This window comes from Planktothricoides sp. SR001 (assembly GCF_001276715.1).
Taxonomy (GTDB): domain Bacteria; phylum Cyanobacteriota; class Cyanobacteriia; order Cyanobacteriales; family Laspinemataceae; genus Planktothricoides; species Planktothricoides raciborskii.
This window is the reverse complement of sequence record NZ_LIUQ01000013.1, coordinates 72041-87793: the sequence shown is the minus strand read 5'-3', so window position 1 is coordinate 87793 and position 15753 is coordinate 72041. Positions and strand designations below refer to the sequence as shown.

The following is a 15753-nucleotide window of genomic DNA, read 5'->3' as shown; positions in this document are numbered from 1 at the left end:
ATATCAAGCCTGCCCCCGCGAAGGCCGCCAAAGCCTGCCCCCGTGAAGCCTGCCCCCGCGCGGGGGACGGGGGTCGGTTAAAACCGACTGAAATGCTTTTAATATAAGACTCCTAGTCGGTTTTAACCGACTTTCGCTATGAGGCGGGGATTTTAATCCCCGCCGGATCGCGGGGTAAACTTTCGGCTGGTTGAGAATGGTGCAAGATTTCAGTTTCAACCGACTTCAGCTTTGAGACAGGGAAGACGATTCCCTGGCGTGCGATCGACTTGTAGAAGCAAAGCATTCGCGCAGACATTTTCGCGATCAACTTGTAGGGGCAAAGCATTCGCGCAGATATTTTCGCGATCGACAGAAAAATTATCTACGCGAATGCTTCGCCCTTTATTTTCGCGATCGACCCTGGGACCTGTCACCAATGGCAAAAAGCAAAGGACAAATGACCAATGCCAATGCTGGGGGAATGAGGGGAGCCCAGGTGCCTTGGAGGAATAGCACATAGCAGACAAGATATAGAACCCCGATCGCCATTGCGATCGCGGCGATCTCCCATTCACGGTTGCGGATGCACAATGCGATCGCACTGCCCACCATTGACCACAGTCCCACCCAAATCGCTTCTCCCCACCAAACCCATACGCCGATTGGGGGACGACCGTCAAGGACAGCACTGAGAATATGACTCACCATCTGCACTTGCACCATCACTCCCGGTACTCGATCCGACGGAAATCGTCCGACGCTGTAGGGGGTGAAAAAACGTTGTGCGTTGACGCTGGTGGCGGTGGCACCGATAATTACAATTCGGTCTTTAACCAAATTCGGGTCAAAATCTCCCTGCAATACTTCCGTCAGAGTGACAGTTCTGGCAATGGGAAAAGAACGATAATTTAACATCATATACCAGCCGCCTCTACCGAGATTTTTGTATCCGCCACTATTCGGTTTCATTGGCTGAAAAATCGCTGAACCCAGTTGCAATGGATTATTTTGATTTCCTTGATAATTGGGTAAAATATTCTCATCTGCCAGATATTTTTCGGCTAATTTAAAGCTCAAAGAAAAGCGAGTGTTACAGCCCGATGTTTCTTTCATAAAGAATAAATGACGGCGCAAAATTCCATCAGAATCGGTGGCGACATCATCGAATCCTAAGCGATTTTTGGGCATAGCATCAGGAGAAGAAATCCCCGGTTCTGCCTTCCGGGGGAAGCTACAGACCGCAAATAAATTCTCTTGCTGCTGCATTTGTTTGCTTAATTCTGAATCCACAGGATAGACGGGAAAATCTCGATAAATGGTTAAGCCGATCGCACGGGGTTGATGCGGGATTAATTGCCGCAACAGTTGGGCTAATGTTGCATCGGGAATCGGATATTTTTTCTGCAATTGTACGTCTGCTTCTGTAATTTCAACGATTAAAATCCGGGGGTCTGGTGGTTCTGGAGGACGCGATCGCATTAAATGGTCATAAAGTTTCAATTCCCATCCTTGTAAAATTCCCAATTGGCGGATGATTAAAATCATCAAAGTTATCCCCAAACTGGTTAACCAAAAATGGCGATCGCGCAATTGGGAAAAACCCAGTTTTTTTGGGTGCGATTGCTGTGGCCAAACCATTGACAATTCGGCGGGATTTTGACAGATAATCGGCAACCAACTAGCACAGGGGAAATTATCTTCTAAACCTTGCAACCGTTCTCGCGCTTGCCGCACCGCTAAATAAAAAGACAAACCACTAGAAAAAGCCTGAATAAATTGGACTAAAAATGCGTTAGCCACCCCATCCGCCACAGGTTCTCGCATCACAATAATTTGGGGAATATGTAAATCCGCTAATTCCGTAGCTAAACCCAGCCCATCGCAAGAGTTAAAAATCGCCAGTTGTAATCCACGACTGATAGCGGTTTTTAGGGCTAATTTCAAATGAGAAATGCCGATTTTCTCCGTGGGATTAATGGCCAATAAACCCCGGTGGCCATTTTCTTCACTCTCACTATGACCGGCAAAAAATAAAATATCCCAACCGCGATAGTCCCACAAATGTTCGTCAACTTCCTGACGGGAAGGTTTCACCAAAAAAACCGTTTCTGCATCGGCAATCTCTGACAAAACCTGGCGATCTGCTGCAATATCAAGGCCGTTATCATTGCCTAAAATCGCTAAAATTCTCGTAATTTTTCTTTGGTTTAACTTCTCCACTCGCTGATATTCAGGGGTACTTAAAGCTATTTCGGCTTTGGGATAATCTGACAAAAAATTCCAAAAATGCCAAGGTAAACGCCGCACCGATTCATCATCGGTTTCCAGAATTAATTGGATTTCGTCATTTTGGTGCAGATGCGATCGCAATTGACGATCGATATTTCTAAATTCCTCCGCATCCAGCCACTCATTAATAAGCTGAATATAACGCTGGCAAATATCCGCAAATTCCATCTCAGAAACATTGGTGATATCTTCGCGATCGATTTTAATCCGGGGATGCCATCCGGGACGGCGATAAAGTGCTTGATAAATTAAATGCCATCGACGATAAATCCCATCTAATTCTACCCCTGGAGGTAAAGCCCCAGTAAATTTCAGGGGGCGGGGATTCTCCGGTTCCCAAAGTAGGGCAGTGACATGAGGAAAACCGGAGAGCAAATTGCCATATCCTAGATTAATGACAACGATAGTTGGTTTTTTGTGATTCGTCATTAAATTTGAAAATTCAAATTTCAAAATTCTCTACAATCATGGCATTTTCTAGGGCAACTTGAATCGAAAAACGTTCCCCCGGTTCACCCGTAAAGCGGGCAAGTTGAATATAATTATCTTGACGGCGCGATCGCACTTCTTGCAAAATATCCCCCTCTATTGATAATAATGCTAACCGCAAATTTGGCGGTAAATAAATTTCTCCATCAGGGGGATAAAGTCGCACTCTGACTGCCATATTATCAGATTCGGGTGTTAGCGCCACCAGCAATACGACCGTTTGACTGCCAAACTGCATTTGCAAATCAATCAATTTTGCTCGTTCTATATCCACCTCTTTATCTTGTGGAGAATTGCGGAAATTATAGGCAATATTTTGATTGTTAAATATTGCGGCTAAATCCTGCCAATTTTCCCCAAATATGCCTTGCAACCACTCACTAAAGTTTACCAAATTATTCCCAGTAGGGACACGGCACGCCGTGTCCTGACTTGCTGCCTCATTAATTTCTGTGTTTTTACTCAGGCGCAATGCGGATAAAGTGGTTAGCAATGTTTCTAATGGTTGCAATTGAGTTAGGGGAACATATTCTGCTTCTATACTATTAATAAATCCCAAAATATTCGCGGCTTTAACCGAATCTTCAATTTGCACCACCACATAGCCAATGCGATCGCCCCAAACGTCCTGGGGAATTCGACAAATTTGCTGATTTTCGCGGATGGGACGACATTCGAGAACCCCCAATCCCGTCACCTGTAAATCTGCCACATCACTGCCTAAACGGGCGATCGGATTCCAACTATCTCCAGCATTGATTTTCGTAGAAATTCCCATCCACTGTAAATAATCATGCACCACACAAACCGCCAGAGTATTAAAATAAACTTGTTCGGCTTTTTGGCGATTTGGTTGTTCCAAAGCAAATTGTTTGGCAAGGCGGCGCCAATTCCTGCCAATCAACATAGGTAAAGCAAAATTTTCTATTTCTTGAGTGTTATAAATCATAATTTGTTATTGGTTGTTTGTTGGTGGTTGGTTAACGAACCTCTTTATAGATATCCTGTCGATTCGCCAAATTTACGCAATTTTGGCATACATTTCCGCTGATAAAAGCTGCTGAGGCTAGAACTTGGCAACCCCAACTCGGCGGAAAGTTCCCTCCAGGTGGTTTCGGGGGGCAAACGCCGTAAAATTAACAGTTGGCAGGTGATATCTTCTCGACCGGGAATATGAACGCGCTGCAATTCCCCCTCTGGGTCAGTTTCCGCCCACTCGCGGGTGGCTTGCAGGATCGGCGGGACATCTGGGGGGGCTTCAAAGGTGTCCAAAAACGTCAGGGTGTCATCGTCATCTAACCCTTGTGAAGCGGAAACCATTTGTTGTTTCTGTTTTTGCTCTTTAATCGCCCTATCTTTTAGGCGCATTTTTAGGTAAACATTCAGCCAAGTGGTGATGCTACTGCGATCGGGGTCATATTTATCTTTCGCTGTGGTGGCTTCACATAAATTTACGCAAAAATATAGCCAAGTTTGTTGCCATACTTCTTCATAATAAGGAGTATCTTCTCGCCATAGCTTGCCTGACTTAACAATCAGTCGGTACAGTTGAGTTAACCCTCGCTGGCGTTCAACGCTTCTGGGAGGGTGGCGACAAGTCTCGGTAATTAGCGATTGTAATTGGTCATTAATCATTTAACTAAAATGCCTCTAAAAAACATTTCGTCCTGTCTTTTCCTCGTTGCGTCGATCGCTATGGGTGAAATTGAGTTTATCAAATTTTCTTCGTTCCCGGTAGGAGGGTTGCCAGTTTTGGCACAAGAAAGGGGAGAAAGTCCTGCCAGTGAAGCGATACAACTGTACTATCGCGGTGATGAACAGGTCGATCGCGGTGAATTGAAAGAAGCGTTGGCAACGTTCGATCGCGCTTTGCAAATGGCGCGGGTTGAGGGCGATCGCCAACTAGAAGCGGTGATATTAAATGATATCGGTGTTGTGCATCGCAATTTGGGCAACTATCCCCTGGCTGGGCAATTTTTAAACCAAGCTTTAACCATTCGCCAAAATATTAACGACCCACAGGGAATTGGCCAAAGTTTGATGAATTTGGGGGCGCTTGCTTCATCTCAAGCTGACTATCCCAAAGCCCTTAATTTTTATCAGCAAGCATTGGATATTTTGCCAGCCGAAGAATCCTATGGTTCCGCCATCATTCTCAATAATATGGGAGAAATTTATCGCGGGTTAGGACAACCGAAAAAAGCCCTGACTTCTTTTCAAGCAGCCTTACCGCTGTTTGAACAAGAGGAAAACGCTTTCGCCGTGGGAATTACTCTCAGTAATATTGGCGCAGTTTATCATGCTCTCGGTGACTATTCCCAAGCTTTAGAATTCTATGAAAAAGGGTTAGCGATCGCCACCGAAATCGAAGATGCCGTGGGAATTGGTCAAACCTTGCTAAATATGGGCGCGGTTTATGAGAAATTAGCCAACTATTCCCAAGCCTTGCAATTGTATAACCAAGGATTAGAAATGATGACTGCGATCGGGGATGAAGATGCGATCGGTCAAGCTTTGAATAACATCGGTTCAGTTCACCGACTGATGGGGGACTATTCCCAAGCGTTAGAATTTTACGATCGCGCCTTAGAAATTCGGCAAAAGTTAGCAAATAAAGCGGGGATTGCTGTCACCCTGAATAATAAAGGAGTCGCCTTATTTGAAGCCGGACAAATCGCCGAATCTACACAAACCTTATACGCGGCAATTGACGCATTAGAATCTCTGCGACCGGGCTTAAGCGATCTGAATAAAGTCTCAATTTTCGATAAATATCGGTCTAGTTATAGCATACTTCAAAAAGCATTAATTAGCCAAAATAAACCGGAAATTGCCTTAGAAATTGCCGAAAGAAGTCGCGCCCGGGCTTTTCTGGAATTAATCGCCCAAAAGCTATCTCCAGAAGCGGTGCAAGAATATGCCCAAAAACAAAATCCGGCAACGACGATTGCCGACATTAAAAAAGTGGCAGAAGAGCAAAATGCCACCCTAGTTGAATATTCTATTATTAGCGACAATTTAGGCAAAAATTCCGCTTTATTTATTTGGGTCGTAAAGCCTACAGGGGATATTACGTTTCGGGAAGTTGATTTAAGCGAATTAGAAAAGTATCGGGATAATTTAGTGCCGTTGTTGGCTACGGAGGAAAGTGACTCAGAACCGGAAACCTTATTAACGGCTTTAGTGCGGGGAACTCGCGAGAATATAACGGAAACTCTGCCCAGCATTCCCGCCGGTGGAGTGAGCGATTTAAAATTAAATAAGCTGCACGATTTACTGATAAAACCGATTGCCGATTTACTGCCCAGTAATCCAGAAGCAAAGGTGATATTTATCCCCCACGAGGAGTTATTTTTTGTACCGTTTCCGGCGCTAGTAGATGAAAGCGATCGCTATTTAATTGAAAAGCATACCATTCTCACAGCACCAGCAATTCAGGTGTTAAAATTGACTCGTCAACTGGCACAAAATCGAACAATTAACAATGCAAATAACAATATAAATAACCCCACAAATGCTTTAGTGTTGGGCAATCCAGTCATGCCGAAATTGTCGGAAGAAGGAGCAGAGCCATTGCCTAATTTACCCGCTGCCGAAGCAGAAGCGATCGCGATCGCCTCTATGTTGAATACCCAGCCTTTAATTGGCAGTGCAGCGACAAAAGCAGCGGTTTTGCAACGTATCGGTTCGGCAGCGATCGTGCATTTGGCAACCCACGGGTTTTTGGCTGATTTTACTGAGTCTGGTTCTGGTTTTTTGGGGGCGATCGCACTAACCCCAAGCGAAGGCGATCGCGGGTTTCTTACTTCTGAGGAAGTCATGGGATTAAATTTAACAGCTTCCCTGGTAGTTTTAAGTGCTTGCAGCACAGGTGGCGGCAAAATTACTGGTGATGGCATTATTGGATTATCTCGTGCATTTATCGGTGCGGGGGCTGAAAGTGCGATCGTCTCTTTATGGCAAGCAGACGATGAGGCAAGCGCAAAATTAATGCAGGAATTTTATCGAATTTTGCCCCAAACGGGCGATCGGGCAGTGGCTTTGCGACAAGCAATGCTGACGACAATGCAACAATATTCTCAACCAAAAAATTGGGCAGCTTTTACCCTTATGGGCGAATCTGTCAATAAATCTGTAAAATAGAAATAGCCAATAAATTATCGATGAGGTATCCAGAAAATGATTGCACTTTCTGATTCATGGCGGATGACCGCAGAAGAATACCTAGAATGGGAAGCATTGCAGGATCTCCGTTACGAGTTAATTGATGGGGATGTGGTGGCAATGACTGGCGGCACGATCGCCCATAATGATATTGCCCTCAATCTTAATGATAAATTACGTTCTGCTTTGCGTCCCAAAGGTTGCCGAGTCAATGTGGCAGATGTCAAGGTAAAAGTAGAGGCAACGGGGAATTACTTTTATCCCGATTTGGTAGTTAGTTGCGACGATCGCGATCGCGAAGCCACCAAAGAAATCCTATTTCCCGGATTATTAGTCGAAGTATTGTCCCCTAGAACCGAGGCCAAAGATCGGGGGCGAAAATGGCAAAACTATCGGCAAATTCCCACCTTAATTGAGTATGTGCTGATTAACTGCGATCGCCCATTAGTCGAGTGTTTTCGCCGCCGCGATCGACTGTGGATTTATCAAACTTTTGGGGTTGGGGAAGTTTTGGACTTGGAAAGTGTCGGAGTATCCATAGCCGTTGACGATTTATATGATGGGGTGAAAATTGAGGAAAATCCGGATGAATCTGTTGATAAGTAACATTAGAAAGAAACCGGGTTTCTGTGGTGGATATGTAGGGGCGAATGCGAGAACGCCCCTACTGTCGAATACAAAAAGAAACCCGGTTTCTAAAATTCTTATGAATAGAGGCTAATTTTTTATGATCAAAACATCTCAAACTCATCGCCAAGCGCGTCGGGGTCGAGTTTTCCCTGAACTAAGCTATTCGCCAGAAGAATTAGCCCAACGCAAGGCAGAACGGGAGGCATTAATGCAGCGGTGTTATGAAATATTTAACCGAGTGCAACCTGAACTAATCAAAGATTACTATGACTGGTATATGGTAATCGAACCCGAAAGTGGCGAATATTTTATCGATGAAGATGAAAAAGTCGCCTGCGAAAAAGCTGATGAGAAACACCCTGATGCTCGATGTGTAATTTTCTGCATCAACGAAACAGGAGCCTGTGACAAAGTATGATAACAGGAGAATTTAACCTCAAAGGAGAATTAGCTTTTGAAATAGATTTTATTGGTGCGGATGAAAGCATAATTTCCGTAGAGGCGATTTTCGATACCGGATTCACTGGTTGGCTGTTGATTAATAATAAAGACGCGATAAAACTTGGATGGAAGCGCAACCTTAAATCTAAGATAGTCCAGACTGCTGGTGGTCAAACTGTTTTAAATATTTATCAGGGAATCGTGGTTTTAGATGGAGAGGAGTTTACTATTCCTGTTTATGGAGGAGATGAAATTCAAGAAATTCTCTTGGGTGTGCGTTGGTTACAATTTAAGCGACTGATTGCCGATTATTCTGGCGGAGTTTTGACTTTGGATTAAAAGAAACCGGGTTTCTCACACCTAGGGATAACTAATAAACCGGGTTTATCCCCAGAAAAGAAACCGGGTTTCTGTGGTGGATATTAAAGTTAACGGTGAAAAACAAAAAGAAACCCGGTTTCTCACACCCCACGGATAACTAAGAAACCGGGTTTCTGTGGTGGATATTACCTGTACTGTGGAGTTACAGAAAGAAACCCGGTTTCTGAAATATATCATGCTTATTTCCTGCTTTTTTATCCTAATTTAGCTATAATAATAAATATAAAATTACCAAGAGAGGGTAATAGAAAATGAGCAAAATATCGGAAAATCATCGCCAAGCGCGTCTAGGTCGAGTATTTCCAGAACGCCAACGTTCCCCAGAAGAACTCGCCCAACGCAAGGCGGAAATGCAAGCATTAATGAAGCGTTGTGACGAAATTTTTGAGGCAGCTAAACCAAAACTAATCGATGATTATTACGACTGGTATATGGTCATTGAACCAGAAAGCGGGGACTATTTTATCGATAAAGATGACAAGGTTGCCGAACAAAAAGCCGATGAAAAATACCCCAATGCTCGGTGTGTGGTTTACTGCGTTAATGAAACCGGAGCCTGTTATCGAGCATGATTACCGGAGAGTTTAACCATAAGGGAGAATTAGTGTTTGAAATTGGTTTAATTCGAGTTAAAAAAAGAAACCCGGTTTCTCACACAAAGCGGGATAACCAAGAAACCGGGTTTCTGTGGTGGATATTATCGCTAACTGTGGAGTGAAAAAAAGAAACCCGGTTTCTGAAACCTCTGAAATGCGCGATCGCCTATTTCATTTATTAATTAAATTTAACCTAACTTTCCTCAGATTTACTAAAATTAAGTTACAATAACAAATATAAGATTATTTTTGGAGGATAAAAAAATGATTAACACCTCAGAAACTCACTTCAACCCTCGTCTAGGTAAAGTCTTTCCTGGTCGCGAGCCAAATCCCGAAGAAATTGAGAAAGTCGAAGCAGAAATGCAAGCTTTAATGAAGCGGTGTGACGAAATTTTCGAGGCAGCTAAACCAAAACTAATCGATGATTACTACGATTGGTATATGGTCATCGAACCGGAAAGCGGGGATTATTTTATCGATAAAGATGACAAGGTGGCCATTCAGAAAGCCCGTGAAAAACACCAGGACACCTGGTGTGCAGTTTACGGTATTAATGAAACAGGAGCTTGTTGTCGGGTATGATTACCGGAGAGTTTAACCACAAGGGAGAGTTAGTCTTTTAAATTGGTTTAATTGCAGCAGATGAAACTGATTTTCCAGTTCAGGCAATTTTTGATACAGGCTTCAATGATTGGCTGCTGATGAATAACCAAGATGCGAAGGATTTAGGGTGGTTACAAAAACCAAAACCTAGAAGAAGTCAAACAGCAGGAGGAATAGTATTTTTTAATGTTTACGAGGGAATTGTGGCGATCGATGGGGAGGAATTTACCATTCCTGTTTTAGCAGGTTCTCGCGTGAAAGAAATTCTCTTGGGTGTGCGTTGGTTGCAATTTAAGCGACTGATTGCCGATTATTCAGGCGGAGTTTTGACTTTGGATTAAAAGAAACCGGGTTTCTGTGGTGGATATTATCATTAACTGTGGAGTCAAAAAAGAAACCCGGTTTCTCACACCCATTATGCCTAAGTAGGTGAACATAATTAATTGCACTTTTCTTTCTCCGCCGATAGGCTTTGGATTCCCGCCTATAGCCTTTGGCATGGGCTTCGCCTAACGCGGGAATGACAGTTTTTCTTCTGATATGGTCTGTGGTGTATTTATTTCTGCCCACCTACTTATTTCCTACTTTTTTATCCTAATTCAGCTATAATAATAAATAGAAGATTACCAAGCGAAGGTAATAGAAAATGAGCAAAATATCTGAAAGTCATCGCCAAGCGCGTCTAGGTCGAGTATTTCCAGACCGCGAACTTGACCCGCAAGAAATCCAACGACAAGAAGCGGAAATGCAAGAATTACTACAAAAATGTCAAGTTGTGTTTCAACGGGTTCAACCGGAGTTAATTAACGATTACTACGACTGGTTTATGGCGATCGAACCCCAAAGTGGCGAATATTTTATCGATAAAGATGACAAAGTAGTCAGCCAAAAAGCCCATGAAAAACACCCAAATGCCCAGTGCATTATTTTCTGCATTAATGAAACTGGAGCTTGTGATAAAATATGATATCAGGGGATTTTAATCAAAAGGGAGAATTAGTTTTTGCAGTGGATTTAGTTGCGGCAGATCAAACTGATTACCGGATCAAAGCAATTTTTGATACAGGATTTACTGGTTGGTTAATCGTTCATAACCAAGACGCGATCGCTCTAGGTTGGAAACGATATAGTGAACCAAAAACTGTACAAACAGCTAGTGGAATCACTACTTTAAATGTCTATGAGGGAATTGTGCTTTTAGATGAGGAAGAGTTCACAATTCCGGTTTTCGGAGGTTCTCGCGTGAAAGATATCCTTTTAGGGGTGCGTTGGTTAAGATTTAAAAGACTGATTGCCGATTATTCTGGCGGAGTTTTGACTTTGGATTAAAAGAAACCGGGTTTCTGTGGTGGATATGTAGGGGCGATTCGCGAATCGCCCCTACTGTGGAATACAAAAAGAAACCCGGTTTCTGACACCCCACGGATAACTAAGAAACCGGGTTTCTGTGGTGGATATTATCGTTAACTGTGGAGTTACAAAAAGAAACCCGGTTTCTGAAACTCATCAGAGAGCGATCGCACCCCCGCCTTCGCGGGGGCAGGCTTACAACGATTCTTTTGCTGCCTGTAGAATTTCAGCGTAGAGTTGCTGACTAATTCGGAAACCGGCGATCGCAATTAAATCGTCTACTATTGGCTTCACTCGATCGATTAAGCCGTTAGATTTCGCTTCTAGGAGAACTCCCAAAATTCCAATTACTTGCACACCCATATCAATTGCTATTTTTCGGCCTTTACGTTCATCAATAATGAGTCGATCGGCGTTCAGAGCGATCGCCAAGGCAATGGCTGCTGCTTCTCCGGGATCGAGTTTTTGCCGGAGTGCTTGTACTAGGGGTTGGTTCGCCACTATTTTTGTCTCTATCCAAGGGAAGGTCGAGACTTCTTTTGCCCCTGGAACTGTGGGGTTAGCGCCAATCAATTCCTGATAAACGGTTTCGGGGATGATAATGCGCTGATATAGTTGCTTCAGCAGGTCTAGTTGTCCCACCGCAGCTAGGCTGGTAATCGGTGAGGTATTGCTGACAATAATTAAGTTATTCAATCAAATTTTTCCTAACGCTTGCAATGTTTGAATATCTTGTTGTAAATCTTCTACATCATAATGAATGCAGATATTGCGACTGGCAAGGAGTTGTTGGAAATTGAGTTGATTCATCCCCGCTAAACGACTGGCGTTACCCAGGGTTAATTTTTCTGTTTGGTAAAGCATAACGGCGATTTCCAGCTTTAACTCTCTTTCTGACATTCCGGTACTTTGAAAGATGTCATCGGGAATTGTGATGCTCATGGGATTTTTTCCTAAATCTCGTTTTAATTATAGCACTAACCCCGCTATATGGTAGGTGCGATCGCGAAGCTCCTGCGGGGGAATCACCCCTAAGTTATGTTCGGATAAAATAGGCGATAGATCGCTTTTTTCCCCAGAAAAAAAACCCGGTTTCTGACACCCCACAGATAACTAAGAAACAGGGTTTCTGTGGTGGATATCAAAGTTAACTGTGGAGGCAAAAGAAACCCGGTTTCTGATACCCCACGGATAACTAAGAAACCGGGTTTCTGTTGTGGATATTATCATTAACTGTGAAGGACAAAAAGAAACCCGGTTTCTGACACTCTGCGATCGTGTGCAGAGTTAAGTTGAGGATAAGATGGGCGATCGCGCTATTATCAGTGTTTCTCTGCATTCATCTCTACTTCCCAGTATCACCTACTAATCAGTGATCGCTTTGATTAAAACCTCCTTGAGAGAAATTCCTTCCTTTTCTATCTCATCAATTGTGATCGTATGTACAATATCGAACCTAGCGCCTGCACTTTGGAGGTCATTATCAAGAGTCTGAAGATATTTGGTTGCTTCAGCATCATGTCCGATTTGGATAAATGAGATAGCTAATTCCTCATCTCTATCAATTTTTTGGGTAGCACTAATAATTGTTTGGATCACAGCTTGGGGGTGGTCTGGCTGTCCGTCTGTCACCACAAGAATCGTTTCACCACTCAATTTTGCTTTCCCATCTTTCTTGCGTTGAAAATAGCTTTGCAAAGCGTGTTGCAAAACTTTGGCCATTTCCGTTCTTCCTACAGGCTCATTCTCACTGAATATTTGCTCAACTTTACTAGCAGTAACATTGTCATAGCGCCTGAACAAAGACGAAAAAGTATAAACAGTAATCCCATCTGAATCAAATTCCTCGCACTTTCTAGCCAAGGCGAAAGTAGTTTCTTGCATCACATCCCAGCGGCTTCTACCACCATCACAATCTTTCTTGGCCATAGTGCCACTCTTATCAATGATTAGAGTGTAGTCCCGATTTTCCAGATCGATAGGCATATATTTCACCTATTTAATTTTTATTTCAATTTATGAAAACAGAAGTTTTACCACCATCCAAGGAATTGTCCAAAACTACGTATGATATTTGCGCTATTCTTGACTATGCTAGATGCTGTTTTGGTAATTATTCCCTCCTCTTCAAGACGATCAACTATCATATTAACCACAGAGATAACTGCCGACTCCGCGAATCGGTTTTGCGCTAGAGTCAACTGTCGGGAATTCTCATCTATTTTAGCAAGTTCGCTGTCAATGGATTTCTTCCAGTCATCACTGATACTCATAGTAATCACCGTTTGTTTGCTTATTCAAGAAAACCATGTTTTTTGGGTGGCCAACCACCGACGAAATTCAAACAGAGTCTTTTGAGTTTTTGGCTCATATACCAATAAGTTGCAAAGATTCTCTGTTTGATCAAAAGGAATTTGGTCTAGGGCATCACCGGCAACAATTTTCTGGAACTGAATTGTCGCTTCATGTCCAAGTTTATTCAGAATGACCAACATTAACTTATTCAGGTTATACCGAAATACAGCCGAACAGGGGATAACTTGATAGTTATCATAAAGTCGCTCGAAAACTTTTTGGTATTGAGGATATTTCTGCTGATAGCTTTGAAACTTCTCAGCATTCATATATCCTTTGTAATAAATTAACTTTAACTCTTCATCACATTGAAAACCATCTTCAACAATAGAAAAATTGCAATCATTGTAAGTTTTGGAAACAATTAGGCTACCATACGGCTCAATAAACGTCTCTTGATAATAGTGAGCTTTTTGTTCCAAAGTGCTGTTGGTCTCGGGTGACGGCAAGAACTTGACAATATTACCAATTTTTGCAGCAATCCAAGAAGGGGGATGTAGAACATCTGCCTTAGTCAGCACAAAAGTGAGTTTACTCATCAGAACTGCTTTCTGTTCTAAAGTATATCCCTCCATGATTTTTTTCATGGACTGCAAATCAAAAACAACTGAGCGATTATCTGCATGAATTGCCCATAATATTACATCAGAAGATTGCAGATGCTCTCTGTACTTTTGCAAATACTGTTCATCTGCTTCGTCTGACTCTCCGATTCCAGGAAGGTCATAAAAAAACAGAGTATTTTTCTGCTTGGTCTCAATCGGTATCTCTTCTATCTCTTTGGTGCATGGCTTCACCGGATCGGTCTTCAGTTGAGTGCCAAACAAAGCATTGAGCAGAGAAGACTTGCCAACACCCGTTTGACCCACAATCGAAACCCGAAATTGCCGCTCATTAATTCGTTTTTTGAGGACATCTTGAATTAGCTTAAGCTGTTCCTCTGTCAAATTAGGCTCTTTGTTTTCCATATTACGATCCTTGGTAGATGAAATTTAGATCCGCTGAGTGGAACGTTTCGTAAGGCTTTTGAAAATTCTTCTCGTCTGTAAAGTCGCCCCACCTCTCATCCCAACTGTCAATTCCCTGAGAGATAAGCCTGACAGGATCGAAATGACCGTTCGTTTCATTATACATAAAAAATATAAGTCAATCAAATTATCAAATAATTGTGCTCAAATTTGCTGATATTTACCAAAATTGTTATATCGTTACATAAGTAAATAACAATTAATAAATCTTCACATGAAGTCTTCCCTCGGTCAGCGACTAGGCGCCACCCGCCGACTTTTGGGACTCACGCAGCAACAAGTCATCGAACAGCTAAAACGCCGCTACGGAGTCCATATCAGCCAACAAAGTCTATCAGCCCTGGAACAAGGCAAACGCAAAATCGACGCCGAAACCGAACTCCCCGCCCTGGCAACCCTCTACGGCAAACCGATTCATTACTTTTACGAATCCTGGGAACCAACCATAACCCCGAAACCTTCTATCCCTCTTGATTTAGACCCCCTCACCCCACGGGAAAAACTGCAACTCGCTGCCGAAATCCTCGATCGCCTGTTACGGGACTAATCAAGCAAACATCTTTCTGTAGGGGCGATTCGCTTGCTCGCCCCTACATCCGCATTTTGTTGGTAGGGACCCAACGCTTGCGCCCCCTTTTCCGTAGCGCCCTAAAATACGCGATTTTCCTAACTGCACAAGTTTATCGGATAGAAGAAAGTGCCGCGAAAATTTAAGATTTAGTGGTAATCTACATGATTTTCTGATATGGCTTTCTCCCTAGGCAAACGCCTCAAAGCCACCCGCGAATCCCTCGGTCTGACTCAAGAACAAGTCATCGAACGACTAGAGATTCGTTACGGAGTGACTCTCAGCCAACAAGCCATGTCCTGCATCGAAAACGGTAAACGCAAAGTAGACGCAGAACGAGAATTACCCGCCCTCGCTGCGGTGTACGGTCAGCCCATTGACTATTTTTATGATTCCTGGCAACTACAACAGTGCGATCGCATTCCGCAACTGCCCATCCCCAAAGCTAAATCCGTGGTGACAGTTGACTATGACGCTTTGACCCAACGGGATAAACTGCAACTTGCTGCTGATTTGATTCATCACGTCTTGCAGGAAACCTAAGAAGGAAGCGGGGGTGCAGGGGAGCGGGGGAGCGGGGGAGCGCAAGCCCCATTGGTGTCAAGGTGAAAGCTGCCACCCGCCTGCCACCCGCCAGGGAATAAATTCCCTGTGTCATAGATCAAGTCGGTTGAAACCGACTGAAATGCTTTTAATATAAGGATCAAGAGTCGGTTTTAACCGCCTGTAGGGGTCAACGGCCGTTGACCCCTACAGGCGGGGATTTTAATCCCCGCCGGATCGCGGGGTAAACCTTGACACCAATGGCAAGCCACCCGCCAGGGAATAAATTCCCTGTCTCATAGATCAAGTCGGTTGAAACCGACTGAAATGC

General features: G+C 43.4%; 22 protein-coding genes. 12 read left to right on the top strand and 10 right to left on the bottom strand.

Annotated features, from left to right (window positions below):
- Window positions 1–215: 215 nt before the first annotated feature.
- Genes AM228_RS32300 through AM228_RS10130 form a run of 4 tightly spaced genes read right to left on the bottom strand, consistent with a single transcriptional unit; the run spans window position 216 to window position 4395 of the window.
- Complete coding sequence (locus tag AM228_RS32300; protein ID WP_156331675.1) at window positions 216–416, bottom strand: hypothetical protein; 201 nt, start codon at window positions 414–416, stop codon at window positions 216–218.
- The gene (locus AM228_RS10140; RefSeq protein WP_054466042.1) at window positions 385–2700 is read right to left on the bottom strand and encodes a CHASE2 domain-containing protein; all 2316 of its coding nucleotides are present in this window, start codon (window positions 2698–2700) and stop codon (window positions 385–387) included. The genes AM228_RS32300 and AM228_RS10140 overlap by 32 nt, the downstream gene beginning before the upstream one ends.
- A gap of 13 nt (window positions 2701–2713) precedes the next feature.
- The gene (locus AM228_RS10135; RefSeq protein WP_054465997.1) at window positions 2714–3709 is read right to left on the bottom strand and encodes a DUF1822 family protein; all 996 of its coding nucleotides are present in this window, start codon (window positions 3707–3709) and stop codon (window positions 2714–2716) included.
- A 44-nt stretch (window positions 3710–3753) separates the two neighbouring features.
- Window positions 3754–4395 carry a hypothetical protein gene (locus AM228_RS10130; RefSeq protein WP_054465996.1) on the bottom strand — a complete coding sequence of 214 codons (642 nt, stop codon included), beginning with the start codon at window positions 4393–4395 and terminating at the stop codon, window positions 3754–3756.
- Between the two features lie 9 nt (window positions 4396–4404).
- Between AM228_RS10130 and AM228_RS10125 the strand changes: the two genes are divergently transcribed.
- From AM228_RS10125 to AM228_RS10110, 4 genes are all read left to right on the top strand, one after another.
- Window positions 4405–6903, top strand: a complete 2499-nt coding sequence (locus tag AM228_RS10125) for a tetratricopeptide repeat protein (protein WP_054466041.1) — start codon at window positions 4405–4407, stop codon at window positions 6901–6903.
- A gap of 36 nt (window positions 6904–6939) precedes the next feature.
- Entirely contained in the window at window positions 6940–7530 is a 591-nt protein-coding gene (locus AM228_RS10120) for a Uma2 family endonuclease (RefSeq protein WP_054465995.1), read from the top strand.
- A 121-nt stretch (window positions 7531–7651) separates the two neighbouring features.
- The gene (locus tag AM228_RS10115; RefSeq protein ID WP_054465994.1) at window positions 7652–7972 is read left to right on the top strand and encodes a hypothetical protein; all 321 of its coding nucleotides are present in this window, start codon (window positions 7652–7654) and stop codon (window positions 7970–7972) included.
- Complete coding sequence (locus tag AM228_RS10110; protein ID WP_054465993.1) at window positions 7969–8334, top strand: aspartyl protease; 366 nt, start codon at window positions 7969–7971, stop codon at window positions 8332–8334. Before AM228_RS10115 ends, AM228_RS10110 begins: the two co-directional genes overlap by 4 nt.
- 45 nt (window positions 8335–8379) lie before the next feature.
- On the opposite strand, the gene AM228_RS32295 is transcribed toward AM228_RS10110, so the two are convergent.
- Window positions 8380–8553, bottom strand: a complete 174-nt coding sequence (locus AM228_RS32295) for a hypothetical protein (protein WP_156331674.1) — start codon at window positions 8551–8553, stop codon at window positions 8380–8382.
- Between the two features lie 74 nt (window positions 8554–8627).
- Between AM228_RS32295 and AM228_RS10105 the strand changes: the two genes are divergently transcribed.
- The 6 genes from AM228_RS10105 (at window position 8628) to AM228_RS10085 (ending at window position 10907) form a co-directional block, all read left to right on the top strand.
- Window positions 8628–8948, top strand: coding sequence for a hypothetical protein (locus AM228_RS10105; RefSeq protein ID WP_054465992.1), 321 nt, complete (start codon window positions 8628–8630; stop codon window positions 8946–8948).
- Window positions 8949–9066: 118 nt separating this feature from the next.
- Complete coding sequence (locus AM228_RS32290; protein ID WP_156331673.1) at window positions 9067–9204, top strand: hypothetical protein; 138 nt, start codon at window positions 9067–9069, stop codon at window positions 9202–9204.
- Between the two features lie 32 nt (window positions 9205–9236).
- Window positions 9237–9557, top strand: coding sequence for a hypothetical protein (locus AM228_RS10100; RefSeq protein WP_054465991.1), 321 nt, complete (start codon window positions 9237–9239; stop codon window positions 9555–9557).
- 119 nt (window positions 9558–9676) lie between these two features.
- Window positions 9677–9919: a hypothetical protein gene (locus tag AM228_RS10095; protein WP_197285264.1), complete on the top strand. Its 243-nt coding sequence runs from the start codon at window positions 9677–9679 to the stop codon at window positions 9917–9919.
- A 305-nt stretch (window positions 9920–10224) separates the two neighbouring features.
- A complete protein-coding gene (locus AM228_RS10090; protein ID WP_054465990.1) occupies window positions 10225–10545 on the top strand; it encodes a hypothetical protein in 321 nt (106 codons plus the stop codon).
- The gene (locus tag AM228_RS10085) at window positions 10542–10907 is read left to right on the top strand and encodes an aspartyl protease (protein ID WP_054465989.1); all 366 of its coding nucleotides are present in this window, start codon (window positions 10542–10544) and stop codon (window positions 10905–10907) included. The genes AM228_RS10090 and AM228_RS10085 overlap by 4 nt, the downstream gene beginning before the upstream one ends.
- Before the next feature lie 216 nt (window positions 10908–11123).
- On the opposite strand, the gene AM228_RS10080 is transcribed toward AM228_RS10085, so the two are convergent.
- The 5 genes from AM228_RS10080 to AM228_RS10060 all read right to left on the bottom strand — a co-directional run bounded on the left by AM228_RS10080 (window position 11124) and on the right by AM228_RS10060 (window position 14251).
- Window positions 11124–11624 (bottom strand): DUF3368 domain-containing protein, encoded by a 501-nt coding sequence (locus tag AM228_RS10080; protein WP_054465988.1) that lies wholly within the window; start codon window positions 11622–11624, stop codon window positions 11124–11126.
- The gene (locus tag AM228_RS10075) at window positions 11625–11870 is read right to left on the bottom strand and encodes a UPF0175 family protein (RefSeq protein ID WP_054465987.1); all 246 of its coding nucleotides are present in this window, start codon (window positions 11868–11870) and stop codon (window positions 11625–11627) included.
- A 253-nt stretch (window positions 11871–12123) separates the two neighbouring features.
- Window positions 12124–12267, bottom strand: a complete 144-nt coding sequence (locus AM228_RS32285) for a hypothetical protein (protein WP_156331672.1) — start codon at window positions 12265–12267, stop codon at window positions 12124–12126.
- 26 nt (window positions 12268–12293) lie between these two features.
- On the bottom strand, window positions 12294–12914 hold the full coding sequence (locus tag AM228_RS10070) for a VWA domain-containing protein (protein ID WP_054465986.1): 621 nt from the start codon (window positions 12912–12914) through the stop codon (window positions 12294–12296).
- Between the two features lie 311 nt (window positions 12915–13225).
- On the bottom strand, window positions 13226–14251 hold the full coding sequence (locus tag AM228_RS10060; RefSeq protein WP_054465984.1) for a GTPase family protein: 1026 nt from the start codon (window positions 14249–14251) through the stop codon (window positions 13226–13228).
- A 274-nt stretch (window positions 14252–14525) separates the two neighbouring features.
- On the opposite strand from AM228_RS10060, the gene AM228_RS10055 reads away from it, so the two are divergent.
- Together AM228_RS10055 and AM228_RS10050 are read left to right on the top strand one after the other, a co-directional pair.
- Entirely contained in the window at window positions 14526–14858 is a 333-nt protein-coding gene (locus AM228_RS10055) for a helix-turn-helix domain-containing protein (protein WP_054465983.1), read from the top strand.
- 198 nt (window positions 14859–15056) lie between these two features.
- A complete protein-coding gene (locus AM228_RS10050; RefSeq protein ID WP_054465982.1) occupies window positions 15057–15422 on the top strand; it encodes a helix-turn-helix domain-containing protein in 366 nt (121 codons plus the stop codon).
- Window positions 15423–15753: the final 331 nt, after the last annotated feature.